This window comes from Methylobacterium oryzae (assembly GCF_021398735.1).
Classification (GTDB): domain Bacteria; phylum Pseudomonadota; class Alphaproteobacteria; order Rhizobiales; family Beijerinckiaceae; genus Methylobacterium.
Genome location: NZ_CP090349.1, coordinates 3,680,956 through 3,706,563, shown reverse-complemented (window position 1 = coordinate 3,706,563; position 25,608 = coordinate 3,680,956). Strand labels below are relative to the sequence as shown.

The 25,608-nt window shown below is 60.8% G+C and carries 22 protein-coding genes and 2 pseudogenes; 11 read left to right on the top strand and 13 right to left on the bottom strand.

Features of this window, described 5'->3' with window-relative positions; translation table 11 throughout:
• Positions 1-366 precede the first annotated feature (366 nt).
• From LXM90_RS17690 to LXM90_RS17665, 6 genes are all read left to right on the top strand, one after another.
• Entirely contained in the window at positions 367-840 is a 474-nt protein-coding gene (locus tag LXM90_RS17690) for an acyltransferase (protein WP_234080926.1), read from the top strand.
• Positions 841-1,079: 239 nt separating this feature from the next.
• Complete coding sequence (locus LXM90_RS17685; protein WP_234080925.1) at positions 1,080-5,030, top strand: glycosyltransferase; 3,951 nt, start codon at positions 1,080-1,082, stop codon at positions 5,028-5,030.
• A gap of 81 nt (positions 5,031-5,111) precedes the next feature.
• Positions 5,112-5,906: an ABC transporter permease gene (locus LXM90_RS17680; protein ID WP_234080924.1), complete on the top strand. Its 795-nt coding sequence runs from the start codon at positions 5,112-5,114 to the stop codon at positions 5,904-5,906.
• Positions 5,907-6,186: 280 nt separating this feature from the next.
• Positions 6,187-6,444, top strand: a complete 258-nt coding sequence (locus tag LXM90_RS17675; RefSeq protein WP_234080923.1) for a hypothetical protein — start codon at positions 6,187-6,189, stop codon at positions 6,442-6,444.
• 64 nt (positions 6,445-6,508) lie between these two features.
• Positions 6,509-7,261, top strand: a complete 753-nt coding sequence (locus tag LXM90_RS17670; RefSeq protein ID WP_234080922.1) for an FkbM family methyltransferase — start codon at positions 6,509-6,511, stop codon at positions 7,259-7,261.
• A 12-nt stretch (positions 7,262-7,273) separates the two neighbouring features.
• Positions 7,274-7,594: a hypothetical protein gene (locus tag LXM90_RS17665; protein WP_234080921.1), complete on the top strand. Its 321-nt coding sequence runs from the start codon at positions 7,274-7,276 to the stop codon at positions 7,592-7,594.
• A gap of 103 nt (positions 7,595-7,697) precedes the next feature.
• Here LXM90_RS17665 and LXM90_RS17660 read toward each other — a convergent pair.
• Positions 7,698-8,123 (bottom strand): annotated as a pseudogene (locus tag LXM90_RS17660) (IS66 family transposase); the annotation flags it as partial.
• On the opposite strand from LXM90_RS17660, the pseudogene tnpB reads away from it, so the two are divergent.
• The 3 genes and pseudogenes from tnpB to tnpC all read left to right on the top strand — a co-directional run bounded on the left by tnpB (position 8,123) and on the right by tnpC (position 9,547).
• Positions 8,123-8,430: pseudogene (gene tnpB, locus LXM90_RS17655) on the top strand (IS66 family insertion sequence element accessory protein TnpB). The pseudogenes LXM90_RS17660 and tnpB sit on opposite strands and share 1 nt — an antisense overlap.
• A 107-nt stretch (positions 8,431-8,537) precedes the next feature.
• Positions 8,538-8,684, top strand: coding sequence for a hypothetical protein (locus LXM90_RS17650; RefSeq protein WP_234080920.1), 147 nt, complete (start codon positions 8,538-8,540; stop codon positions 8,682-8,684).
• Positions 8,685-8,770: 86 nt separating this feature from the next.
• Entirely contained in the window at positions 8,771-9,547 is a 777-nt protein-coding gene (gene tnpC, locus LXM90_RS17645; RefSeq protein ID WP_326491909.1) for an IS66 family transposase, read from the top strand.
• Positions 9,548-9,580: 33 nt separating this feature from the next.
• Here the strand turns inward: tnpC and LXM90_RS17640 are convergent, their stop codons facing one another.
• From LXM90_RS17640 to LXM90_RS17595, 10 genes are all read right to left on the bottom strand, one after another.
• Entirely contained in the window at positions 9,581-10,498 is a 918-nt protein-coding gene (locus LXM90_RS17640) for a hypothetical protein (protein WP_234080919.1), read from the bottom strand.
• Complete coding sequence (locus LXM90_RS17635) at positions 10,495-12,546, bottom strand: glycosyltransferase (protein WP_234080918.1); 2,052 nt, start codon at positions 12,544-12,546, stop codon at positions 10,495-10,497. Before LXM90_RS17635 ends, LXM90_RS17640 begins: the two co-directional genes overlap by 4 nt.
• Before the next feature lie 24 nt (positions 12,547-12,570).
• Complete coding sequence (locus LXM90_RS17630) at positions 12,571-14,268, bottom strand: glycosyltransferase (RefSeq protein WP_234080917.1); 1,698 nt, start codon at positions 14,266-14,268, stop codon at positions 12,571-12,573.
• Positions 14,269-14,473: 205 nt separating this feature from the next.
• On the bottom strand, positions 14,474-15,082 hold the full coding sequence (locus tag LXM90_RS17625; RefSeq protein ID WP_234080916.1) for a hypothetical protein: 609 nt from the start codon (positions 15,080-15,082) through the stop codon (positions 14,474-14,476).
• 98 nt (positions 15,083-15,180) lie between these two features.
• Positions 15,181-16,713 carry a methyltransferase domain-containing protein gene (locus tag LXM90_RS17620; RefSeq protein WP_234080915.1) on the bottom strand — a complete coding sequence of 511 codons (1,533 nt, stop codon included), beginning with the start codon at positions 16,711-16,713 and terminating at the stop codon, positions 15,181-15,183.
• Positions 16,714-16,727: 14 nt separating this feature from the next.
• Positions 16,728-17,648 (bottom strand): glycosyltransferase family protein, encoded by a 921-nt coding sequence (locus LXM90_RS17615; RefSeq protein WP_419149868.1) that lies wholly within the window; start codon positions 17,646-17,648, stop codon positions 16,728-16,730.
• 8 nt (positions 17,649-17,656) lie between these two features.
• Positions 17,657-19,213 (bottom strand): class I SAM-dependent methyltransferase, encoded by a 1,557-nt coding sequence (locus LXM90_RS17610; protein ID WP_234080913.1) that lies wholly within the window; start codon positions 19,211-19,213, stop codon positions 17,657-17,659.
• A gap of 312 nt (positions 19,214-19,525) precedes the next feature.
• Complete coding sequence (locus LXM90_RS17605) at positions 19,526-20,449, bottom strand: NAD-dependent epimerase/dehydratase family protein (protein ID WP_234080912.1); 924 nt, start codon at positions 20,447-20,449, stop codon at positions 19,526-19,528.
• Complete coding sequence (locus tag LXM90_RS17600; protein ID WP_234080911.1) at positions 20,436-21,389, bottom strand: NAD-dependent epimerase/dehydratase family protein; 954 nt, start codon at positions 21,387-21,389, stop codon at positions 20,436-20,438. Before LXM90_RS17600 ends, LXM90_RS17605 begins: the two co-directional genes overlap by 14 nt.
• Positions 21,390-21,415: 26 nt before the next feature.
• Positions 21,416-22,654, bottom strand: coding sequence for a class I SAM-dependent methyltransferase (locus LXM90_RS17595; protein WP_234080910.1), 1,239 nt, complete (start codon positions 22,652-22,654; stop codon positions 21,416-21,418).
• A 277-nt stretch (positions 22,655-22,931) separates the two neighbouring features.
• Here LXM90_RS17595 and LXM90_RS17590 point away from each other — a divergent pair, with 277 nt between their 5' ends.
• Positions 22,932-23,432: an NUDIX hydrolase gene (locus LXM90_RS17590; RefSeq protein ID WP_234080909.1), complete on the top strand. Its 501-nt coding sequence runs from the start codon at positions 22,932-22,934 to the stop codon at positions 23,430-23,432.
• A 98-nt stretch (positions 23,433-23,530) separates the two neighbouring features.
• Positions 23,531-23,680 (top strand): hypothetical protein, encoded by a 150-nt coding sequence (locus tag LXM90_RS17585; RefSeq protein ID WP_234080908.1) that lies wholly within the window; start codon positions 23,531-23,533, stop codon positions 23,678-23,680.
• A 54-nt stretch (positions 23,681-23,734) separates the two neighbouring features.
• Here LXM90_RS17585 and LXM90_RS17580 read toward each other — a convergent pair whose 3' ends face one another.
• Together LXM90_RS17580 and LXM90_RS17575 are read right to left on the bottom strand one after the other, a co-directional pair.
• Positions 23,735-24,973: an HAD-IIIA family hydrolase gene (locus LXM90_RS17580; protein ID WP_234080907.1), complete on the bottom strand. Its 1,239-nt coding sequence runs from the start codon at positions 24,971-24,973 to the stop codon at positions 23,735-23,737.
• Positions 24,974-24,983: 10 nt separating this feature from the next.
• Complete coding sequence (locus tag LXM90_RS17575; protein WP_234080906.1) at positions 24,984-25,571, bottom strand: D-sedoheptulose 7-phosphate isomerase; 588 nt, start codon at positions 25,569-25,571, stop codon at positions 24,984-24,986.
• Between the last annotated feature and the right edge of the window lie 37 nt (positions 25,572-25,608).

Genomic DNA, 25,608 nt, shown 5'->3' with positions numbered 1-25,608 from the left:
CGCGCGAGTTGTGAGGACGGCGCCCGATGGCTTAGAGACATTCCTGAAACGCCGCTGCCGGCTCGGAGGCATCGGCACAACCGCCGAATGTCGACGAATCCCGATCTCGGCACGCCGATACCGTAATCGTCATGTCAGAAGGCGAGCTTCCCTCCGCGGGTTCGATGTGCGGCCGTCCGCTCCGGGACGCCGGCCGCGCCGCACCCAGGGGCGTTCATAGATCCCGCAGAGCGAATTATGTCTTTGAATATCTTCGACAAAGGGGAGAATAATGTCATCGACATTGATTCGCGGGATCAGCACAGCCAAGCGGGAAAAATCTACGTCAACGGCGACAACAACTACATCCGCATAGGCAGGGGCTGCGTGTCCGACAAGGACATGCACATCGTCATCGAGTCGAACTGCCGATTCGATGTCGGCGAGGACGTGCGGCTGTCGATGGCCAACATCTATATCGGCCCCGGCTCGGTGCTGCGCATCGGCGACCGGACCGGCTTCACCGGGCTCGTCCATCTCAACCCCGTCGAGGGAAAGGCGATCGAGATCGGCACGGACTGCTCGATCGCGTCGGGCGTCTGGATGACGACGAGCGACTTCCACTCCATCGTCACCCGGGACACCGGCGCGCGGCTGAACCCGGCCAAGCCCGTGTGGGTCGGCAACCACGTCTGGATCGCCAATCAGGCCACCCTGCTCAAGGGCACGGTCATCGGCGACAACGCGATCGTCGGCGCGCACGCCGTCGTCACCGGGACGGTGCCGCCCCACTGCGTGGCCGCCGGCAATCCCGCGCGGATCGTGCGTGAGAACGTGACGTGGCGGTCCGACCTGATCTGACCGCGCCAGCGGGTCGCGCGGGACGTGGGGCAGGGCGTGCGGTTGTTTACCCCGCGCGCGCGTTCCGTTAGGGCGATGGGCCGGCGGCGCGGCACCCTGCCCGGCGCGCCGAGACGCCTTCGATTTAGCCCGCGCGAACACATGCTCACCCGAGCTCCAGGCCTCGAACCCAGCGCCGATTCCGAGACGCCCTCCGACGGCGATCGGCGGCCGTCGCGCGACAGAACGGGCGCCGCGCGTTGAAGCAGATCCGCGGCCTGTACCATCGCTGGGCGCGCTCCGGCCCGGTCCGCGCGAGCGGCAACCCGCTGATCCGGCTGGCGGCCCGCCGCGGCCTGCCGGCGGCGGACGATCTCGTCACAGCGGACGCGCAGATCGCCGTCCTGGCCCTGCACTTTGACAAAGCGTTCTACGCGAGCTGGTACGGGATCGCGGCCGACCCGGTGCGCGACTACCTCGTCCACGGCTGGCGCGCGGGCCGCGACCCGCGCCCCGACTTCGACTCCGCCGCCTACCTCGCCGCCCATCCCCACCTCGCCCGCGCCGGCATCAACCCGCTCCTGCACGCCCTCGCGCGCCGCCGCGCCGGACGTGAAGGGGAGGGGGAGGCGGCCGCCCTGCCCAAGCCCGACACGGCCGAGGCCCACCGCCTCGCCCGCCGCCTCGTCGACGGCGCCTTCTACCTCGCCGGCAACCCCGACCTCGCCGCCGCCGGCGTCGACCCGGTCGACCACTACATGGCCTCCGGCTGGCGCGAGGGCCGCGAGCCGGCGCCGCAATTCGACACCCTGGCCTACTGCCTCAGCCGCGGGATCACCTTCACGACCCAGAACCCGCTGGTCCACTACGTCCTCCACGGCGGACCGGCCCGCCCCGACCCGGACGCCGCGCGCGCGCTGCGGGTCGAGACCCTCGCCCCCTACTTCGACGCCGCCCATTACCGGCAGCGCCTGCCCGGACCGCAGGCCGAGGCGCTGGCCGGGGCCCCGGACGCGGCGCTGCTGCGCCACTACGTGGCGGAGGGCTGGCGGGCGCGGATCGGCCCGCGACCGGACTTCGACCCCGCCGGCTACGTGCAGGCGCGGGCCGGCAGCCGGGCGGTCGCGGACGACCCGTTCTTCCGCTACGTGGCCGAGGCGCGGCTGACGGGGGCCGAGCCGTTCGCGGAGCCGCACCGGCTGAACCTGCCGGCGGTGGACGCGGCGTGGTACCGGGCGACCTATCCGGACGTGGGCGGGCGCGAGCCGTTCCTGCACTTCGCCGAGGCGGGCTGGCGGGAGCTGCGCGATCCCGGCCCGGGGCGCTCGACGCTGGCGGCGCTGCTGCGGGTCTGCGGGCTGCGGCCGGCGCGGGCGCCGGTCGAGGACACGGCCTGGCTGGGGGCGATCGGGCGGGAGATCCTCGACCGGGACGCGTTCCTGGACCTGCAGGCGCGTCTGGTGGCGGGGCATTTCGACCACGGCTTCTACCGGGCGCGCTACGGGCTGTCCGAGGCGGAGGACGCAGTGCGCGACTACTGCGACACCGGCTGGCGCAAGGGCCGCAATCCCAGGCCCGATTTCAACGGCTGGGCCTACCGCGCGCACCATCCCTCCGCGGAGGCGACGGGCCTCGCGCCCTTCGTCCATCACCTCGCCCGGGCCCTTCTGCGCGGCGACGACCTCGCGGGCGACGCCTTCGATCCGCGCTACGGCGCGCCGCCGGCCGAGGAGGACGCCGACCTGTTCGAGCAGGCCCGCCTGATCGAGCCGCTCTTCGACGCGCCCTGGTACCTCAAGCGCTACCCGGACACCGGCGGCTTCGAGAACGGGCCGGCGATCCACTTCCTGTCCCACGGCCAGGAGGAGGACCGCGACCCGAGCAAGACCTTCTCGACCCGCTTCTACCGCCGGGCCTACGGGCATCTCCTGGGCGCGGGGGAGTCGCCGTTCCTGCACTACGTGCGCGCGGGCCGGGCCGCCGGGCTGATGGGCTGCCCCGAGGATCTCGGCACCTACCCGCCCATGGAGGCCCCGCCCGCCGACGCGTGGGACCGCCTGCCCCGGGCCCTGCCCATCGCGCAGGCCCGCGTCGTCGTCATCGTCCCGGTCTACAAGGGCCGCGGCGAGACCCTGCGCGCCCTCCACGCCTGCCTGTCCGCGCCCCAGGCCACCCCCTTCACCCTGCTCGCCGTCAACGACCGCTCCCCCGACCCGCAGCTGTCCGCAGACCTCGCCGCCCTCGCCGGCCGCGGCCTGTTCCACCTCGTCGAGAACGAGCACAACCTCGGCTTCGTCCGCTCGGTCAACCGCGCCCTCGGCCTGCGCCAGGGCCGCGCCGTCGTCCTGCTCAACTCCGACGCTCAGGTCTTCGGCGACTGGCTCGACCGCCTCGTCGCCCACGCCGAACACAACGCCGAACCTCAGGCCGGGTCCGGCGGGGAGGCAGGCGCAGAGGCGGGAATGGGCGCGGGGCTGCCCGTGGGCAGCGTCACGCCCCTGTCCAACAACGCCACGATCTGCTCCTACCCGCGCTTCAACGCCAACAACACCATGCCGCTGGAGATCGCCCGGCCCGACCTCGACCGCCTCGCCGCGCAGGTCAATCGCGGCCGCGCCGTGCCCGTGCCCACCGGCGTCGGCTTCTGCATGTACATGACCGCCGCCGCCCTCGACGCCGTCGGCGACCTCGACGCCGAGGCCTTCGGCAAGGGCTACGGCGAGGAGAACGACTGGTGCCTGCGCGCCATCAAGGCCGGCTTCGTCAACCTGCTCGCCGAGGACGTGTTCGTCCACCACGCCGGCCAGATCTCGTTCGGCCTCGACGCGGGCGGCGAGTACGACCAGGGCCAGGCGGCGCTGCTCGCCAAGCATCCCGACTACCCGGCCCGGGTCGGGCAGTTCGTCCAGGCCGATCCCGGCCGGCGCGGGCGGGCGCGGCTCGACCGGGCGCGGCTCGCCCGGCACTTCGCCGGCCGGGCGCTGCTCTACGTGACGCACAGCTGGGGCGGAGGCATCCAGCGGCACATCGACGACACGGTCGCGCAGGCCCGGGCCGAGGGCCTGAGCGTGGTGCTGCTGCAGATCGACCGGACCCGCAACCTCGAGGTCCACGTCTCGTATCGCGGCCCCGAGTTCCTGTACCTGCCCAACCTCGACAGCCTGTACCTGCCGCGCGACGCGGCCGAGCTCGCCGACTTCGTCGGGCAGCTGGCGCCGGTTCTGATCCACGTGCACTCGCTGGCGGGGCTGCGCTGGGGCGCGGCGCGGGCGCTGATGGAGGTGGTGGCGGGCGCGGGGCGTCCCTACGCGTGGACGCTGCACGACTACTCGCCGGTGTGCCACCGCAACCACCTGGTGCAGCCGGACGGGCGCTACTGCGGCTTGGCGCCGGTGGCGGAGTGCCGGTCGTGCCTGGCGGTGGACGCGGACGGGTTCGAGGAGCCGGACCCGGGCGAGCGGCGGGCGGCGTTCGGGGCGTTCCTGGCGGGCGCCGCGCGGGTGTTCGCGCCGTCCTCCGACACGGCGGGCCGGATCCGGACGGTGTACCCGGATCTGTCGGTCACGGTGCGGCCGCACGTCGAGCCGGAGCGGTCGGTGCGCTCGACCGCCCTCCAGCGGCCCGGCCGAATCCGCCGCGTCGCCGTGCTCGGCGGCATCAGTCTCCCCGAGGGCGGATTGCTGCTGCAGGCCCTGGCCTCGGACGCGCGCGAGCGGGACCTGCCGCTCACATTCACGATCGTGGGCCACTCGGACCCGGCCCTGACGGGCGGCCTCGCGCGCGCCGGCGTGACCGAGACGGGGCGGTACTCCACCGACGATCCGACCCTCGACCGGGTCGCCCGGGCGGCCCTCCAGATCGCCGAGACCGGCCGCCACTGGGAGGACGACGAGACCCTCGATCTCGTCACGCAGGTCTCGGCCGACCTCGTGCTGCTGCCGTCGATCTGGCCCGAGACCTACGCGTACGCGCTCACCCTGGCCCTGCGCACCGGCCTGCCGGTGACGGCCTTCGACCTCGGCGCGCCGGCTGAGCGGCTGCGCGGCGTGCCGAACGGCCATCTCCTGCCCCGCGCGCTCATGACCGATCCGGCCGCCTGCAACGACCGACTCATGGCGATCGACGTCTCGGAATCCGGGCGGGGGGCGCAACCGATCCCGGACGCCGCCCCCGCCGACCTCATGCGGGCCTACTACGGCCTGGCGGTCTGACGCGCCCGGGGGTGGGCCGGGTCAACGCACTTTGGCCCATTTTCTCGTCGAGACAGGCGCCGCAACGCAGAGGTCATGTCGATGCCCGCCCTCCCGAAGCCCGAATCGCAGAAGGGCCCGGTCGAATCCTACCTGCACGTGCTGCACGCGCTGATGCTGCGCGACATGCGCACCCGCTTCGGTGCCTCGATCTGGGGCTACGGCGTGGTCGTGCTCTGGCCCTGCGTGCACGTGTTCGTGCTGATCGCGATCTACACCTTCCAGAAACTGGCGGCCCCCCTCGGCGACAGCCGGCCGCTCTTCTTCGCCACGGGCGCGGTGCCGGTTCTGGTCTTTCAGTACATCTCCCGCGAAGTCATGAAGGCGGTGATCATGAACCGCCCTCTGACCTATTACCCGCAGGTGAAACTGTTCGACGTGATCCTGGCCCGCATCCTCGTCGAGATCGTCACCGGCTTTCTGGCCCTGCTCGTGGTCTCCTCCGTCCTCGTGGCCATCGGGACCAATCCGATCCCGGCCGACCCGTTCACGGCGATGTGCGGCTATCTGGCGGCGATCGTGCTGGGCATCGGCATCGGAACGATCAACGTCGCGATCATCGGCTTCTTCCCGGGCTGGCTGATCGGCTACGCGCTCTTCAGCATCATCCTCTACATCTCCAGCGGCGTGATGTTCCTGCCGAGCTATATGCCGGACAAGATCTACTACTGGATGAAATTCAACCCGGCCCTTCAGCTGGCGGAATGGGTGCGCTCGGCCTATTACCCCTACGCGGGACTGCAGATCGACCAGCTCTACGTCCTGATGTTCGGTCTCACCTCGGCCAGCATCGGCCTGTTCCTCGTGAAGCACGTCGTCAGCAAGATCCAGATGTGAGGCCGGCGTGCCGGCGGTCTCGGCGCATCGGATCGGCGGTCGTCCGCGCCCGGGGCCGATCCTGCAGGGTCTCCCGGCCGGCGGCCGACCGATGACGCCGCGCCCGGCATGGGGCATAGCGGGAACGGGGCCCCGCAGCGCTCCGCTCCGTTCGCCGCCGGCGTCACCAGCCCCACCCAGCGTCAGGATCCAAGGCCGCCGCATGACGAAGAACCTCGTTCACGACATTGATACGAAGTACATCCGCTAGATCCAGCAGCAGAACATTCAGCTGGCCGTCATGCGGGCCGAACTCGACAGAGCGGTGCAGGCGCGCGCCGCGGCCGAGGCGCGCGCCGAGGCGACGAACAAACTCTTCGACGCATTGCTGACGAGCCTGAGACCCTACGGGTTTCGGCGCAAGCAGTTCCTGTTCGCCGTTCGGGGGATCGCCGCCGCCGTTCCGGATCACGGGCCGGCCGCGCTCCAGCACGCCGTGCTGTTCGACGGGTCGAACCGGATCCTGAAAGGCGGCGCCTCCGAGCGGCAGCGCGGCTGATCCGAGGCTTCGCGCAGCTTTCCCGTATCCTCCTCTTCACATCACAGACGCGGAACCGAGAGCGATGGCGGTCGAACTCCTGACTGGGTTCAACGCGCTGACCAATTTGCGGGACAATCTGGCTGCGAAGCCCCATATCGTCAGCGCGGAGATCGAGTTCCTGTCGTTCGCCACTAGGATGGCCCTCTTCTCCAATTCCCAGCTCCTTCAGGATCTCTGGGTCCTGTACGAGCTGAAGGAGAAGCGGAACGGGTATTTCGTCGAGTTCGGCGCCTGCGACGGCGTGAGCCTCAGCAACACGCTGCTGCTGGAGAAGACGTTCGGCTGGCAGGGCGCCCTCGCGGAGCCCGCGCGCGCGTGGCACGCTGCCCTGTACAACAATCGCAGCTGCTACATCAGCGATCAATGCGTCTATAGGACAGATGGCGTCGAGGTGCTTTTCAACGAGACCGAGATCGGGGAGTTGTCGGCCATCAAGGACTTCGCCGACGGCGACTTCCACGCCGGTTTCCGCCAGCAGGGCGTCCAGTACCCGGTGAAGACGATCTCCCTGAATCGATTCCTGTCCGAAGCCTGCGCGCCCCGGCGCATCGACTACATGAGCATCGATGTCGAAGGCGGCGAGTTCGATGTCCTCCAGAGTTTCGATTTCTCGCGTCACGATATCGCGCTGATCAGCGTCGAGCACAATTTCGCCGACACGCGGGAGAAGATTTTCGATCTCCTGACGGGCCTGGGATACCGCCGCCGGTTCCAGCAGCTCTCGATGTTCGATGACTGGTATGTGCGCCCCGATCTCGCGGCGGCACAGGCCTGACGGTTTCAGACCATGTCCGCAGAGACCGCCATCGAGATCCTCGACTCGACGTTCGACCTGTTCAAGGCGATGGGCAGCGGGATCGATCTCGATCTGCAATGGCTCGAGATCGCGAAGCGGCTCCAACGGGTCCGGGCGGAAGCCGCGTGGTCGGCCGACCTCGACTTCATCGCCGTGAAGCTGAAAGCGCATGCCGCCTTCTACGCGGGCACGTACCTGCGTCCGAGCGGGCCGGAACCGATCGATGCGGCCATGGCCCGCCACCTCGACGAGGTCGTCCGCCACTATTCCCTGCTCCGCGCCCATCTGGAGCAGCAACTGCCCGCGCGCTAGATGTTTGGTGCCGGCATTTGGTAGAGTGGGTCTGACCTGAAGCGGCCGGGCTCAGCGGACCAGGCCTTGCAGATGTAATTGCCCAGGCCTGTGATAGCGGGGTTCAGGCGCCGATGGTTTTGAGGATGGTGCCGAATGAATTGGCGCCGGTCAGGCGGGCGGTATCGACGACGGTGCGGATGGAGGCCTCGCCCTCAGCCGCCCACATGGCGCGGTAGCCGTTGGTCACCTTCCGCTGCACGACGGCCGGACGCAGCAGCCGCTCGGAGCCGTTATTGGTCGGCTCGACCTTTCCAGGATAGGTGAGGAACACCAGGAGCTGATCGCGCGCGCGGCTGATCTTGGCCTGGAGCTCGCGGGTCAGGTCACAGCGGCTCGGCGAAGCCAGGATGGCGCCGAGTTGCCGATCCAGGCTCCGGCGCTTGGCCGAGAGCGTCGCGGCAGCCAAGTGCGTGACGCGCTCGGCCAGGGCGAACACGCTCTGTAGCCAGAGTTGCAGGCGCCAGGGGACGGGATCGTCGCTGACCTCTGGACTTCCGCAAGGGCATGGACGGGCTGGCCGCTCTGGTCCGGGACGCGATGGGTGGAGATCCGTTCTCGGGCACGGTCACGTGTTCCGCTCGAAGCGCGCCGACCGGGTGAAGCTCCTGGTCTGGGATGGAAGCGGCCTGGTCCTCGCGACCAAGCGTCTGGAGGCGGGTCAGTTCTGTTGGCCGAAGATCGAGGACGGCGTGGTCCGGCTGAGCGCGGCGCAGCTCGCGGCGCTCGTCGAAGGCTTGGACTGGAAGCGCGTCCATACGGCGCGTGCCGTGGGCGTGCCGGCGGTTGCCGGCTGAGCAAAAAGGCTGGCTAGCGGGCTTCATCGCGATGGTAATCCGCTGACAGATCTGATCTAATCTGCTTCCTGGCCGCGCCTGCTTCGCCCGCGTTCGACGATCCCGAGATGCTCAAGGCGCTGCTCGCCGAGGAGCGCGCCGAGAACGAGCGGTTGCGCCAGATCATCCTGGCGATGCAGCGCCACCGGTTTGGCCGCCGCGCCGAGAGCCTGCCTGAGGATCAACTCCTGCTCGGGCTGGAGGAGGCCGAGTAGGTCGAGGCTGCGGGCTTTGCCGCCGAGGAGAGCGAGCCCGCCAAGAAGGAGGCCCGGAGGGTCAGCGGCGCACGAACCGTGGGGCGCTGCCCGCCCACCTGCCGCGGGTCGAGTGCCTCGTCGATATCGACAGCACCGCCTGTCCATGCTGCTCGGGTGCCCTGCATCGGATCGGCGAGGATGTATCCGAGCGCCTCGACGTGGTGCCGGCGCAGTTCCGGATGCTGGTGATCCGGCGCCCGCGCTACGCTTGCCGCGCCTGCGGGGACGCAATTGTGCAAGCACCCATGCTAGCGCGGCTGATCGAGAGCGGCCTACCCACCGACGCTCTCATCGCGCAGGTGCTCGTCTCCAAATACGCCGACCGCCTGCCGCTCTACCGGCAGGCGCAGATCTTTGCCCGCCAGGGCGTCAGCCTCGACCGCTCGACGCTGGCCGACTGGGTCGGGCACGCCGCCTTCCTCCTCCGGCCCGTGCACGAGCGACTCCTGGAGACGCTCGTGCACGGGCAAGCTGTTTGCCGACGAGACCACGGCACCGGTGCTCGAGCCGGGCCGCGGCCGCACCAAGACCGGCCAGCTCTGGGCGTATGCGCGCGACGACCGGCCTTGGGGCGGGACGGATCCGCCCGGCGTCGCCTACGTGTACGCGCCCGACCGCACAGCCGGAGACCGATCGCGCATCTCTGCGGGTTTGTAGGCGTGCTGCAGGTCGACGGCTACGCGGCCTACGAGAGCTTGGCCAAGGGCGGCGCGGTGCGGCTGGCCTACTGCTGGAGCCATGTGCGTCGGCCACAGACGCCAAACAACGACGACGCGCCGCAACCGTCTAGGTTTCAAACGCTTCCAAATCATAACGACTAAATAAAAATCGGGTATCAGCCTATAGCAGATCGTTTATCCATTCGGCGCTATTGCATTATCGGTATCAACCCGAACCGAACCTGCCGAAAAAACTTCAGCAACCCGCGCATTCGGGCCGCGAAGATCCCAAATCCTTGACTCTAAAAAATTTATCTTCATACAAGAGCCATGCTCATGAAAATAGCAACCTTCAAAAACGATCAGCACCGTATCGATTTTAGGCTTCACGTCAGCAACAAATTCCTGATTACCACGCTCGATCGAATGAGATAAGTTGCGTAAGTCGAACCGGAACTCAACCTCCTCAACACTATTAGCTTGAATGACCGACAATGCATCGACAAGCAATTCAATCTCTCTGTGCGACAATTGCAGAAAATAGCAAATACGCGCTGCGGGCTGATAATTCAGCCCCTTCTCCGAAGCAGCAAAAAAAGAAAACGTAAATTGGCGAGCCGACTCTGATGGAAGTCGGAAAATAAACCGCGACGGCACCGAAACAAGAGCCGTTATATCCCCAGTTTTCGAAGCAGACGCACTAGCTAGCCGACCCTCCAATTTTCCATTGGTACGGTAGTGAAGAAGCGGATTTATCGCGCGTTCGGCTACATCAGGGTAACGAGCGAGATAAGACGAACTGCTAAAGTTTGGATTTGGATCAATACCAAGCTTAACACCATAGCGAATATAATGTCGAACGGGATCCAACTTTGTGGGGCCGGATTGGTTTCGATAAAACAAAGTATGGAAATCTTCAGCTGGGTCCAGGCCCTGAGAAGAACCATAATAAACGTAATGGAAGTACGGATCTAAGCCGGAAGCGGCGACATCAGGATTTGATTTCAAATAAAAAGTAGCGTCAAATATCTTAGGAACGCGTCCAAGGAATATTCGCCTATAGAGGGTAGAAACGATCGCTGCACCGGAGGGCCGCAAAAAAGCGTAAATCATGCTACTACCGAGGCCTCACAGAGGCAGCGCAGTGTCGTCCTAAATATTGAAAGAGAACAATCCTGCGCAATATATTCGAAGCCTTTCTTCTGAACAGCCCGCCAAATAGACTCGTCGCTGTACAATCGAAGCAATCCAGAAGCAAAATCGTCCGGAGTTCGCCAATCATGGCAGCGGAAACCAGACCCATCTGGCCACCCGACTTGTTCGGCCAGAATCGGGGTAACTATACAGGGCAATCCTTGCGCTATTGCTCCGTGAACTTTGTGGGGAACACCAGCCGCAAACCGAGTAGGCGCTACGAAAACGCGCGACTGATCATAAAGAGGCGCTGGGTCCATAACACGCCCCTCGAAACTAACGCCCGGATACGACAACATTTCAGAAACCTCTGAGGAGACCTCCCCGATAACTCGAAATTTAACATCGCCAGCTTGGCTCCGAATATGAGGCCATATAGTTTTGAAAAACCAAAGCAACGAGTCTGTATTTGGAGATGACGTTTCAGACAACGACCCAATAAATGCAAAGCCATCTCGGTCCCCGAAGTTTGGAATATCACGGGGAGGCGGCTCAAATGCATGCCCAAGAACCGAAACATTACTTAAGCCAAAGTTTTTCAACAAACGCGCCTCACTTTCGGAGACACATATAACATGATCTGCCTGGGAAAAATTGCGAATCTCCGCCGCAGCATTCCTACCAAAAGCTGCACCGAATCCCACACCTCTCTTGAGCGTTGATTCCAAGAAGTCTCGAACACAGAATAGGGCCTCCGAATCAAATATAACCCTACGTCGAGCTAATACCCGAAGATCAATATCACGGCTTTGAATCAGCTCACACAACAGGTTTATATTATGTGGTCGGCTCACCCAAACAACATCATAATGGTTGCAACGGCCATCAAGGAGCGCGCTGAGCCCGGCTTCGCCGTCCGAATCAAGAATCTCAATCGTATCGGGCAAGTCCCGATATCGATCTAGCGTGTCAACATCAGATCGATAAACTGGATATATCGTTACATGGTATCCGAGCTGAGCCATCAGTGTAACGATAAGGTTGGAACGAGGCATACCAGCACCAAGATCTAGGTGCGGTACTGCATCATCTATAAACAAGACTTTGAGAGCCCAGCTGTCATACGTCCGGTCGGCAAACAGCGGAGGCGCCTCATGACGTTGAAAGAGCCACGATCGATGGCGGTCCAAAAATCTTTGCCGGTTACGATCTATTAATGAGTCCACGTCCTGTCGACTGGGAGAAGTAGCGTTTTCGAAATGGATGGCTGTCGCCTTCGGTTGATAAACAACCCGTCGCCCAGATTGATGACATCGCACACAAAGATCGGTATCCTCAAAATACGCCGGGGCGAACAAATCATCAAAGCCGCCTAGACTATTAAATAACGTCCGATCGACGGCCATTACTGCTCCAGACACATATCCGACATCTCTTCGGAAAGCGCCCTCAGCGGTAAAAGGGTTTTTATTGCCGCGACCGTAGGGATGAGTAAGCTGTGAGTCATCCTGGAAGAACGCGCCGCACTCTTGCAGATAGCCTCCTGGAAATACAAGACGAGCACCCACGATTCCAACAGTATCATCAGAAAACGGCTCAATTAGCGCACCGATAGCGCCCGGGATAAGCTCAACGTCAGGATTGAGAAAGAGCAGGTAGCGCCCATTTGCTGATCTGGCACCTAAATTACATGCCGGACCAAAACCAATATTAGTCTCGCAATATATAATTTCGACTCCGTCAAGAATATTGAGAATTGTCTTTGTCTCGTTTCCAGAAGCATTATCAACGATGATGACCTCAAATACCGCCCCCGCCAACTTATAATGGCTAGCCAACCTGTAAAGTGTCAGAATAAGCAGATCGGGCGCGTTAAAAGATACTATAATAATTGAAACAACCGGATTCGCGGGGCGGTCGAAGGCGATGCGAATATGATTCCGCAAAAGCCCATCTTTTATCAATCGTGCATCAACGACGGCAGAGAGGCGGCCATAATGAGGATCAACAGTTTGAAGAGTTTCCATGATGTCCGAACCGATGAAGATACGTCAATTGGCAATGGTGAGTCGTCCGATCAGATAGTCACTAAGTAACATTATTGAAGATCCTCCAACTTCAAGAACTCGGTCCTCGTCAGGAATATAAAGATCGCCTGCTGTGTCTGAAGTTGACGTCAAAAAAGTCAATCCGACGGGAATCAACCGAAGATCTGGCCGCTCTACCTTATAGTCGACCGGCAGGGGACGAGCCGTTGAGATAACATTTGACAGGCGAATTTCTCGCACAGAATTGGTTGCTCGAACGAGGAAGGCGGAAGTCGGACTTTGAAGTCCCACTAGGAAGCTTGGAGCAAGGGCAAGAACGGTAAACTGAACGCCGCCAATTCCAACCAATCGCGCCTGAGAGCGCCAATCTGACTTAACATTACTAAAATAGCCGATAATTTCCTCGCGAGCCTGGCGTGACAAAATTCGATCTCGGACCCATTCTGGAGAAAAATTTACCGAGGAGCCGCCGGCGATATCGAGTGATGGAACCGCCCGATCCCGCACAGATGTCCGCCGTGGGGAAGCCGCGTACCATCGGCGCCGATTTGGACGATATCCAGAAATCAGCGCCGCTTCGGATGAAACTTTCTCAGTAGCTATAAGTACATCCTTTCCGCTACCTATAGATTGCCGCGCGCGAAGAGAATCTGCTTCTATGACGGTACTGTATTTCAAGTCATACCATTCTTGACGAAACTGGGCCAGATCGGAATCCGTCCCGGAGGAACTGGGGGACGGCACGCGTGGCATAAGAGATATAAACGCAGTTTCACACTTAGCTGCAATCACGTTATACCTTGATAGCAACTGCGAACTTGCTTCTACTAACGTACGCAGTTTGTTACTGTCGTGGGACAACTCTTTTACGGCTGCAACCGCATCACTCGTTCCGTTGAGTCGATGAGCAGAATGGACTGCGTCAAATCCTGCGAAGGCGATCCGAGTCCCGATCACTGGCCGACCCATGGCGAGAGCCTCAGCTACCTTCATTTTAAGGCCACTTCCCATCAGGATCGGGGCAACTACAACGTCAACTTTATCGTAAAATGAAGCTATGTCCTCGACGTATCCCAGAAGATGTACACCAGGTGATTCAAAACCATTCAAACTTTTACAGATCTCGCCTGCAATGATCAATTGCGGAAACCCATTTTGCCACTTTTCTGCCCACGCATGCGCAAATTTGCTTATCGAGAATAGATTAGGGTCGTTGCCGTGCCCCAGGAAACCGATTGTTCTGATTTGCTCGCAGTCTTGGAATTGACGGGCTTCCGGAAATCGCGGTGGTAAGAGCACGACATGTCTATCAGAAATCGAACGAAAATAATCAGCTTCTTCGGACTGGATTGCGAGAACGATATCTGCTCGGGACAGCCCAACGGCCTCGCACTGACGACTTGTATAGAAAAAATTTGGCTCACTTTTGAATGGCCAATATTGGCGATTGCGATCAGCAAAGCGATCGTGAGTGTCGATTACTCGCGTCACCCCCTCGGGAACCACTTCGAGTGATCGCGACAGGAATACATAGTTGACAATTATAGCACAAGTGTTTGGATGCGTTCGGAAGTACCATTCTACAAAATTCACAACCTCGTCCGGACACCATTCGTCAATGGAAAATGCGCCAGACCAAGTCTTCAGATGAATGAGTGTCGGTGACGGAATAGAAAAAGTTTTCCGGAACAGCTTCGCCATCTCGATCGCGTCGGTCGGGGGCTCCTGTCCGAATCTTCGGTATATTTGGTCTTCGTGCTCGTAGTAGGCGAAATCGACGTCATATCCGCCTCGAGTTAAGCTCTCGCAAATTCCGAGCAGGCGGCGGCGATTTCCGGCGTTAACCGGTGCAGCAGGCATAGGTGCCAATACTAAAACGACAGGACGGCCGCACGTCTCCATAGATTTACGTACTCCTTAACGGAATTGCGGCGATAAATGTACCGCCGCCTACAACAATAAAACCTTGATGTAGCATGACATCTGACATATTCAGTTGAATTTCGGCGTTCGAGATCATTTTTCTCATTTCAAAGGTGATTTTCTTGACTGCAAAACATTGATAACCATTCAACGTTCGCGCTACGACAAATTGCGGAACGAAATTGATCCAATCTAGAAAAGTTAATTGATTGCCGGCAATTATTGAGCGGACGCGCAGCGCACTGTCGCCAATGATCGAGTCGAATGAGGAAGTAAGCTCGGCGAAAATAGGCATAAGGCTATCGCTATTGAATCTCGAAACGGCCGTGATCAAAGCTGTGGCAATAGCGTTGCCTTCATCAAACGTTAATACATTCATGCTGGCCTCGATGAGAACTTCGAAATTGCAAATATGCGTCTTAAAGATTAGCTTCGATCCAACTCGTCTGTCTACTTCAGTGTCGCTAGTCAAAATCAATATACAACTTGGTCCCGTCTTTGAACCGTCCTCAAAGCCCAGATAAAACCAGGCGATCAGATCAATGGTGTGCTGGCCGTAAATCGCAAGCGGTATCGCATTGGAGGTCATCATTGGTATCTTGAGCACAGACACCCTTGAAGAAGACATTAGTATTGAGGCGCGGAGGTGCATTTTTGTACAATTCGGCCTGCTATATTATGAACACTCCATCAGTCTGCGGCGACGAGGGAGCCGTTTCGACGCTGCAGAACAACGTCTGATAAAATCTCAACGATAAAATTTTCATAAAATCCTTCTTCGGTAAATTTTTCCAGCAGCTCCGGAAGAGCTATAAATACCTCGCTTCGAAGAATCGAGTCGTAGTGGTTGTGCCACCCGCGCTCTGCCTGTTCGGATCGCGAGTACCTGAGCTGCCTATCCCTGAAAATTTTCTGCTCCCCATGTTTTTGTGATCGGATTGGATAGTGAAAGAGAGGGAATCTATACGGATATTGTCTTGCTCCATCAAAATCGGCGAAATGCCCGCCGGAATTCGATAAATTTATAATGTCTTTAGGTTGGATCCACCCCCGCCGCTGCAGGAAATGCGCAGGATGTCGCCCGAATTCGAAATGACGGAAATGCAAATTTAAGTTTTTGTGCTGATCAAAACCGTTCTTAGTAGGCTTAAAGTTGATCACACAGTGATCGATACAATTAAAACCATGACTTTCGATGTATTCGAGTGCAGCTCTCAGTGAAAGATCGTGCCAAGGCGATACGCGGATTTCATCGCTGTCGATATGCAGAACCCAGCGCCCCTCATAAGCAGCTGCGATTGCCGCCTTTCGATTAAGGATTTCAACCCATCGATATTCTTCGGCGGGTCCTTCGACAGGAAACCGTTCTAGTTTCACTCGGCCGGGATATTGCTTTAGTATATTTCTCATCAATACATACGTGTCGTCTTCTGACCAATTATCGATGAGATGTAGATCAACGTCATTCTTAATATAGTGTTGACAGACTTGGTATATGACATCCTCGTCGTTATAAGCCGCAATTATTGCGACTGGCCGTTCCTGGCCTACAGTTTCAGGGCCGAAGGCTTCCGGCACCGCTCTACCGTCGGATATGATTAGACTTGTTGCTTTTCTTCTAATCATATTATCAGAAATCGTATAGCCACTAAATGAAACTGGCACGTCGCTCGATTTTATGAGCTGGCAAAGTTCTTTTAATGTCCATTCCTGTACGTGACAAGGATTTGCAGGGGGAGACACATTTTGCCCTCCGTAGACTCTGTCGCGATCAGGGGAGGAAAGTAAAACTACGGCCCCGGCATTTGTCAGCTTCGCAAGTTCGGCGAGCAAACAGGTGGGGTCGATCAAATGCTCGATAACATCGGCGCACACAACGACCACTTCATTCCATGCCAAATCAGCCGGCCATGGAAAGTCACAGACCTCTAAATCGCCTTCGACGGCCCTTGCAGTTTTATGTCTCCTTTTGAATGCATCCAAATTGACTCCTTGATCTACGCCTATAATCTTCGAATAAACATTGGATTTAATCTTATTACCTGTCCCGCAGCCAAGGTCGATTATAGTAGATCTACCGTCCTTGCGTGAGAGATACTCCGCAAATCCGTAGATTTCAGGCTGATGTCTAAGTAAAAGATTTTCGCCAATCCGGTCGTCGTAATAATCGACGGCAACTCGACGCTCATACCAAGAAGGCAAAAATAAATCCGAGTTTTGCATGTTGCATCCCCGCCTTAAGTGAATTTGTTGATGAGACGGCCTACAAAGTGCTCCGTGCTCATCATACGCAGCTTATGTGATAATCGCGTCGGCGACTGATTCTTTGTTGCCGCACCAATCTCTGAAATCGTGGACTGGATTGCCGACACGGATAGATCAGTCATGTTCATGACCCGAACGTAGTCGTCCATCGGGAATGTTTCGTTGCCGTATGGATCAGATAAAACAGGGACCCCACAGGCTGCCGCAAGATAGACACGAGGCTCGAGCGCTGTAATATCGTCTGCATGTATATTTAATATGCACTTCGAACGTCTAAACACCTCTGCTAGTGATTTGCCAGAAATGCCGTGCTCTATCCATAAAAATGTTAGATTGTAACTCTTTAAGATTTGGAGTATCTCGATTCTTCTTGGGGTCGCCTTTCCAACAAAGACCACATCCCAGTTCGCCGGTGGCTTATTAAAAGGGTGAAATAAATCTGTGTTGATAGGTATTCGATGAAATCCTGAAAATCTCAGGCCCAAGCTTTGGGCGAATGATGAGCTATTCTGGTCGTAATGATATACCGCGTCGAATGCTTGAAAGTTAAGGTGCTCAAGCATCCGCATCCGTCTGTCGGTTTCTGACGATCGCTGTATAGCTCCGTTAGCTATTTTAGGCATAGGCTCTGTGGAGAATCCTATTTTCAGACCCGGAATTGATTTGACATCAACTCCATCATGTAGCTCTGGCCTAAATACGAGTGTAACATCTGGGCGAAACTTCGTGAGTTCTTTATAATAACTACCGGAAAAGTGATCAAAAGAAAACCACCCGACATCGTATTTCTCAGTCGACTTTTCGCAGTAGTGATTCTCAAAATAGATGTCATGCCCAAGACAAGCCACTTTTGGCTTTCGCGCCTTACTGGCGCTTGGGAAAGGCTTCGGCACGATCAACGTCAGCTCCTGCTTATCTTATTTTCGATCGTCCTATCGATATTTCGGTCCACCTTTAGCGCATGACGAAGCGCTTCAACTTTGTTCATTTGATCCAAGGCTTCTGGCCTTATGGTATAGAAAGGTGTCGAGAAATCCGTCATGCGTCCTTCTCGACCTCCCAGCCGCAGAAAATGTTGGCACGGCTCTTCACCCGAGGCTGCGACGTCAGGATTCCATTCGAGATACGAACGCACTGAGAAGTATGGATTCGGATTGACATTCATTCCCTTCCATTCGTTGCAGTAATGAATTAATGGATTCATTCCGACGTTGTCATAATTCATGTATTCTGAGATGTACCATATTGTATCGAAAAATTCGTTCGGCCACCTGCCTTCCCTGACGCCATGTTGAATGAAGTGCTCGAGTGCGTTGACGCCGCTGTCGCGTACATCCGAGTATTCATTTTTGTAAAAACTTTCGTCAAAAAGACCTGTTTGACTTACAATAAGGGGGGCATCCGAGTGCTTTGACTGCCGCCTTCTTGGTAGATTTATGAGGAAGGGGCTGTTTTTATTTGCGACAGCAATTGCTCTTCTGGCGTTGACTTGGCGTGTTTTCCTGATCTCACGCCAAAGAGAAATTTGATTGTCGTAGGCGTGACTATTTATGCGTTCAATTTCCTTCTTGGAGTTGTTCCGTTCACACTCGGCTTCTTCCTGAGCATGCAGCCAGTTGCGGTTCAGCCATATTTGATGAGCTTGCTCGCGAGCGATCTGCGCCCTGGCTTCATGTAACAATTCGGTATTTACGCGATCCTGCACTCGGTTTGGCAGTATTGCCCCGACATGCTCACAGGTGCATCGAAAAAACTCTCGAAAAGAATCGTTATTAGTCCACAAATCAACCAATCTTTTCGTGGTTTGACTGAGTTTATTTCCAACAAAAAGAACACCTAGTCCAAAACTATGATAAAATTCCATTGAGGGATATTGGACGCTCAATTCTTCCCATAATTTCCAAACCCCAAACTCGCGCTCACGCACGCATGTGTCGTGGAATAGTACAATCCCCCGGTCTGACATTTTAGGCAGCCAGCTATCAAAATCTTGTTTTACCGCGCTATACGTATGCAGCCCGTCAATATGTAAAAGGTCGATTGTTCCATCTTTGAACCGACCTAATTGGCTTTCAAAGGTGCCGCGGAGCAAGCGCGCGGGTGGATAAATCTCCGCCAAAGTCTTTGTTAGGTCGGCATAGATTTTATCTCCCTCGTATAGGCCGGCATGCTCATCCCCCTGCCATGTATCAATGCCATAACAAACCGTGTCGGTATTGTAGTTCCCGGCCGCACTGCATGCTGCAATCATGCTAGCGCCATTAAAGACGCCGAGCTCGACGAATGTCCTTGGACGGTCGATCTTGATTAGCGAAAATAAAAATGGTATATGACCGGCCCAAGCTGTCGGGACCAAACTATGAGGCAATTGAAACAACGGTTCTACTACCGTCCATTCGAATAGCGCAGCAGGCTCGTCGCGGTCGAAATCCGTTTCTACCATAGTGATGTCTTGCATCTGCTCGCTCGCGCTTCTTGATAATTGACTAAGCTGTGTGAAGTCGTAAATACTAACTCAATGGGCGGACATTGGGACGTCTGACCTCGCCCACGCTTTGCCATAGGATTCGGGTGCGACGAGGTGGCATTTTTCCGGGGTTGTTGCAACCGCGTCCGTTGAGGCGGGATCGCTGTCCGCGTACATTTTCGTCGATGGGAGCTGCCAAGTCTTTTAATAGTACCAGTCTTCGGTGACGATCAAGCTCATTATTTTAGTTCTTGGAACTCGATTAGCTACTATTATAGGGGTTTTCCCAACGGTCATAATCCGTCATATTTGATACTCCCTCGCTAACAGTTGTCGAAGTCCAGATTTCAGATCGATTTTCGGTCGCCATCCCGTTTTGTTCAAAAAGCGGGATGAATCTATCACCTTAGTGGCCGCCCCCTGGAAACTATCAAGCGAAGTCTTTATTGGGACTTTCCACTTCAAAGCAGCCAGCGCCGTCCGTGCTACCTCTCCAACAGTGATGGGCTTGTTCGCGGCGCAGTTTAGTATTTCATTATTGAACTGCCGTTCTGCCGCCAGGATCGCTTTTATCTGGTCTTCAACGTGGAGTATTTCGCGGACAGTCCGCGGGTTGCCCCATACTTCAAATTGTAATGCGCCCGCCGCCTTCTCCCGCACGGCCCTGTCGAGCAGGGCGCCGACGAAGTGGCTGCGGTCGGAGGCCTTGTTGTCGTGCGGCCCGTACAGGGTCGCCAGCACGCAGTGCAGGAAGCTCAGGCCGTACTGGTGCGCGTAGGCCGCCGAGCCTGTTGCCAGGACCTGCTTGGCGAGCCCGTAGCCGATCACCGAGGGGTGCGTGGGTCCCTGCCCGAACCGGGCCTCGGGGAGCGGCTCCGGCGATTCCGGATAGGTGCAGGACGAGCCCGTGGAGACGAGCTTGGCCTGCGGCTGGAACAGGCGCCACGCCTCGAGGACGTTTAGGTGGACCCGGGCGTTGATTGCCAGGAGTTCGCCCTGGATGTCGTACTGCACCGCGCCGGTCCGCTGGCGGGTCACCACGTGGAAGATCCGGCCGGCCGGCGGCGCCGCGCGCAGCGCCCGCTCGACATTCGCCCACTCGGAGAGGTCACCCGCCGCCCGACCGATCTCGACGACCTCGCGGCCCTCGGCCCGGAGCCGCGGGACGAGGTTGCGCCCGAGGAAGCCGTCCGCCCCGATGACGATGTCGCGCTCAGGCCCCGGCATGCTGAGCTCCGTCGCGATAGGCCTCGCGGTACCACGCGATCGTCGGCCGCAGCCCGTCCGCGAGTCCCGTGAAGCTCGACATCCCGAATCGCTCACGCAGCCGCTGGTTGGTCGAGCGGCGGGCGAGCACACCGTGGGTCGCCGTGTCGGGGGCGTGCACCGGCCGATTCTCGCCCGCCACCTCCAGGATGGTGCGGGCAAGGTCGAGCAGGGTCATGGTCTCGCCGCGGCAGAGGTTGAGCGCGTCGCTCGTCTCCCGCATCTCGAGGGAGCGGGCGAACACGTCGACGACGTCGCCGACGTAGATGAAGTCGCGCTCGACCAGCGGGTTGCCCTTGATCTCGAAGCGCTCCCCCGGTGCGAGCGCGCGCATCACGAAGGCCGGCAGGACGTGCGCCTTGCGCGGATCCGTCGAGTCGTGGGGGCCGTAGGGGTTGCTCAGGCGGAAGCTGATCGTGTGGATCCCGTAGCGCTCGGCGTGGAGGTCGGCGATCACCTCCGACCAGCGCTTCGACCACGCGTAGAAGGCCTCGTTCCGGTTGGGCGGCGCGTTGAGGTCGACAGCCTGCGCGTCGTCGAGGGGATCGAGGGCCGCCGGGTAGACCGCGACGCTCGAGGCCGCGCGCACCTCGCGGATGCCCTTCGTCAGGCAGAACCGGTAGAGGCGGTTGGCGATCTCGGCATTGCCGGTCAGCAGGTCGCTCTGCGCCGTCTCGAACTTGTCGGCGTCGTAGCGCTGCGCGGCGACGTTGACGACGATCGCGTCGGCGGGGACCGACAGCGCCTCCAGGGCATCGAAGCGCGCGGCCTCATGCGCCCCCGGCACCGCGCGGCCGGAGGGGCTGACCGCGATCAGCCGCGGCACGCGGTCGGCGAGATGCGCGACGAGGTTGCGGCCGACGAACCCGGTCGCACCGACGACGACGACGGTCTCGGGCAAGGAGGATCGGGAGACGGCAGCCACGCTCAGACCGCCTTCGGCAAGTCGGCGGCGGTGATCACCTTGAGTTCCGGCACCGGAACGATGAAGGCGCCGCCGTTCTCGAGGTAGCGGCGCTCGCGCGCCAGGAACTCGTCGATGAAGTTCCAGGCGAGCACCAGATAGGCGTCGGGCGCGGGCACGCTGCCCTCCTCGACGATCGGGATGCGGGCGCCGGGGATCAGCCGGCCGAACTTCAGCGGATTCTTCTCGGCCGCGTACTGGACCAGACGCGGGCCGATGCCGAAGGCGTTGAGCAGCGTCGCGCCCTTGGCCGGGGCACCGTAGGCGTGGACCGTCTTCCCCTCGGCGTGCATGCGCTCCAGCAGGTCGAGCAGCGCCGCCTGCAGGCGCCGGACGTTCTCGGCGAAGCCGACATAGGTCTCAAACTTGCCGTAGCCGCGGGCCTCCTCGTCGGCGCGCATGCGCTTCACCGCGTCGCTGACCGGGTGGGCGCCGGGGAAGCCGACATGCGCCTCGAGGGAGCCGCCGTGGACCGGGACGACGCTGACGTCGAAGACCTCCAGGCCGTGGCGCGCGAACAGCTGCTCCAGCGAGCGGAGCGTGTAGTAGCACAGGTGCTCGTGGTAGATCTGATCGAAGGCGGTGTTCTCGATCATGCCGCCCAGGTAGATCGCCTGCACGACGAAGACGCCGTCCGGCTTGAGCAGCGTGACGATGCCTTTCACGACGCTGTGCAGTTCCTCCAGGTGGAAGAAGACGCCGGCGGCGGTGATCAGGCTCGCCGGCCCGTCCTGCGCGCGGACGATCTCGGCGGTCTCCGCGTTGAAGAAGCGGTTCAGCGTCGGCACGCCGGCGGCGCGGGCCAGTTCCACCACGTTCGAGGCGGGCTCGACGCCGCAGCGGCGCAGGCCGAAGGGCTCGTACTGCCGCAGCCACGTGCCGTCGTTGCTACCGATGTCGACGACGAGGTCCTGCGGTCCGAGGTCGTACCGCTCCACGAGCCGGGCCGCCGTCTGGCGGAAATGCTCCACCAGCGTCTTCGTCGTGCCCGAGACGTAGGGGTAGTCGCTGAACATGCTCTCCTTCGGGATCGTGTGATCGATCTGGACGAGCGTGCAGTCGTGGCAGAAGCCGGCGCGCAGGGGAAAATGCGGCTCGCGGCGGTCCGCGAGGTCCGGCGGGATCAGGCGGTTGCAGTGCGGCTGATCGGTCAGGTCGAGGAACAGCTCGACATCGCGTCCGTCGCAGACGCGGCATGCCATGGCGAGTTTCGTTCCCGTCATCCTACGACCTGTGACATCCGCGGCGCGAGGCTCTACGACCCCGCGAGGCTTATCGGCTGGGCGAGGGCAGCGCAACGCGCGGTCGCAGCTCGATCGAAGTCAGAGCCGAAAGACGAGACAGTTTTGCCATCGCGCATGTCCTTCAGCGGCGAAGATCCACAATGACCGTGGGGGATATCCGTAAGCACAAACCCCGGGTCCGCAGAAAGCAATGATCTCGACACCGAGTTGGACAGTCCGCAAATCCCACCACGTCATGAAGGATCGCTGGCTCGGTCTCCGTGCCGACGACTGCGTGACGCCGTCGGGTCACATCGTCGATCCCTATTACGTGCTCGAGACGCCGCACATCGCGCTCGTGCTGGGCATCGACGCGGCCGATCAGGTCATCCTCGTACGCCAGTACCGCCACGCTCATGGAGGCCCGAGCCTGGAGCTTCCGGGCGGGGCCATCGACCCCGCCGACCCCGATATCCTCGCGGCCGCCGAGCGCGAGATGCGCGAGGAGACCGGCTACATCTTCGCGGATGCCGAGCACGTGGTCACCCTGAATGCGGATCCGGCCCGCTACGCCAACCGCATGCATCTCGTCCGCGCGCGCGTGACAGCGGCCGGGCCGGCGCAGCCGGATCCCGGCGAGGACATCGCCGTCGTGCGCGTACCGCGGGCCGAGGCCTTAAAGCTCGCCCAGTCGGGCGCCATCGTCGGAGCCGTGCACGCCGCCATGATCCTGATCGGCCTGTCCGGCACCGGATGAGCGCCGTCACCGGATTGTGGATCGACGCATTGAACCGCTGACAAGACCCGCGCGTTCCGCCAATACGATTAATCGTCGGTTAAAGAGCGGATCGAAGCGTGCCCGAGTACGACATCAAGATCGTCGCTCCGCGAGATCGGAAAGCGACGGACGCGGAGCGCGAGACTCCGCCCAAGCGCAAGCTCGACTGGGATCGCGCCATGCGCGAGGCCGCGGAAGCGGAACTCTCGATCCAGTCGCACGACTGAGCGTGCCGGACGGCGAAGCGCCCCGGCGAGGACCCACACCTCCTGGGCCCCTTCCTACCCCGTCAGCGCGACCTCCCGCAGGAAGGCAAGCAGGTCGTGCGACCTGAAGTGATGCACGGCGAGCCCCGCCGCACGGCCGGCGGCGAGATCCGTTTCCTGATCGCCGACCAGGAAGCTGCGCACACGGTCGATGTCCCAATGGGCCATCAGGTCGAGGATCATGCCGGGCTCGGGCTTTCGCCATCCGTGGACCGCCCTGTAGGCCTCGACCGTCCCGTCCGGATGATAGGGGCAGTAGCGGAGATCATCGATATGCGCGCCGGCCTCGCGCAGGTCGTCCCGCATCCAGGCGGTCAGACGGGCGACGTCGGCCTCGGTGTAGAAGCCACGGGCGACCCCCGCCTGGTTCGTGACGACGAACACGAAGTAGCCGGCATCATTCAGCGCGCGGACGGCATCGCGCGCGCCCGCCATCCACTGGAACCGGTCCACGGAACCGACATGCCCGTGGTCGTGATTGAGAACGCCGTCGCGATCGAGGAAGGCGGCCGGTCTCCTCCGACGGGCCGGGATCTCTTCCTGGGCCCGGGCGTAGCTCTCGGGCACGCCGATATCGAGGAAGTAGCCGTCATGGGCCTCGCCGACCACGCGGCCCTCGGCGACCAGCGCGGGCAGGACGTCCCGTTCCAGTGAGCAGGCCGGTGGCAGGTCGGTGAGTGCATCGCGGCGCACCAAATAGACGCCGGCGTTGACGAGACCGGGTCCCGGCTCAGGCGGCCGCTCGAGGAAGGCTGTGATCCGGACGCCGTCGAGGAGCGCGACGCCGTAGCGCGCGGCGTCCGCCACCCGGCGGAGCGACAGGACCATCGCCGCATCGGGGTGACGCGCCGCCATGGCGGCCAAGGACAGCAGGTTCACGTCGAACCACGAGTCGCCGTTCAGCAGGAGAAAGGTCGCGTGGGCCTCGGGAAGGGCGTGCATGACGGCGCCCCCGGTCCCGGCCTGCTCCGGCTCGACCGAGACCCGCAGCGTCATGCCGAAGCGTCGCGCGACCAGGTTGTCGGCGGCGTAGGCGCGGATCTTCTCGCTGTGGAACGAGGCCAGCAGCACGATCTCGGTGATGCCGTGGCGGCCGAGTTCGAACAGCAGCACGTCCAGGAACGGCTCACCCGATACCGGCAGCAGCGGCTTGGGCATGGCCGAGGTCAGCGCGCCGAGGCGCGTGCCGAAGCCGCCGCACAGGATCATGGCTTGCCGGACGGGGCCTCCACCCTTCCACTCTGGCTCGGTCACAGGCCGTCCCTCACGCTGCCGTCCCGCGCGGGAACAGGCTTTCCTCGACGAGGCCGCAGACGATGTGCGCGGCAGTGATGTGGATCTGCTGGATCAGCGGCGTGGCGTCCGACGGCGCGTGCAGGCAGACATCCGCCCGCTCGGGCATCGCCCCGCCCGTCGCGCCCGTGAAGGCGACGACCCGCAGACCCAGGCCGCGGGCCGCGTCCATCGCCTTCAGCACGCTCGGCGACCGCCCCGACGTGGAGAGCGCGAGCAGGACATCGCCCGGCCGCCCGAGGGCCAGAACCTGCCGCTCGAACACGTGCTCGTAGCCGTAATCGTTGCCGATCGCGGTGATCACCGAGGTGTCGGTGGTCAGCGCCACGGCCGCGGCCGGCGCCCGGTCGTAGTAGAGCCGCGAGACGAACTCGCCCGCGATGTGCTGCGCGTCGGCGGCGCTGCCGCCGTTGCCGATCGTCAGGAGCTTGCCGCCGCCGCGCAGGGACGCGGTCACGAGATCGGCGGTCTCGGCGAGGGTCGCGTGGAAGCGGGAATCGTCGAGGGCGGCCTGGAAGGTGTCACGGGTCCGCGTGAGAAAATCGACGATCGCGCTCATGATCACCTCGGTCCGTTCCCGCGTCGGCCGCCGTGTC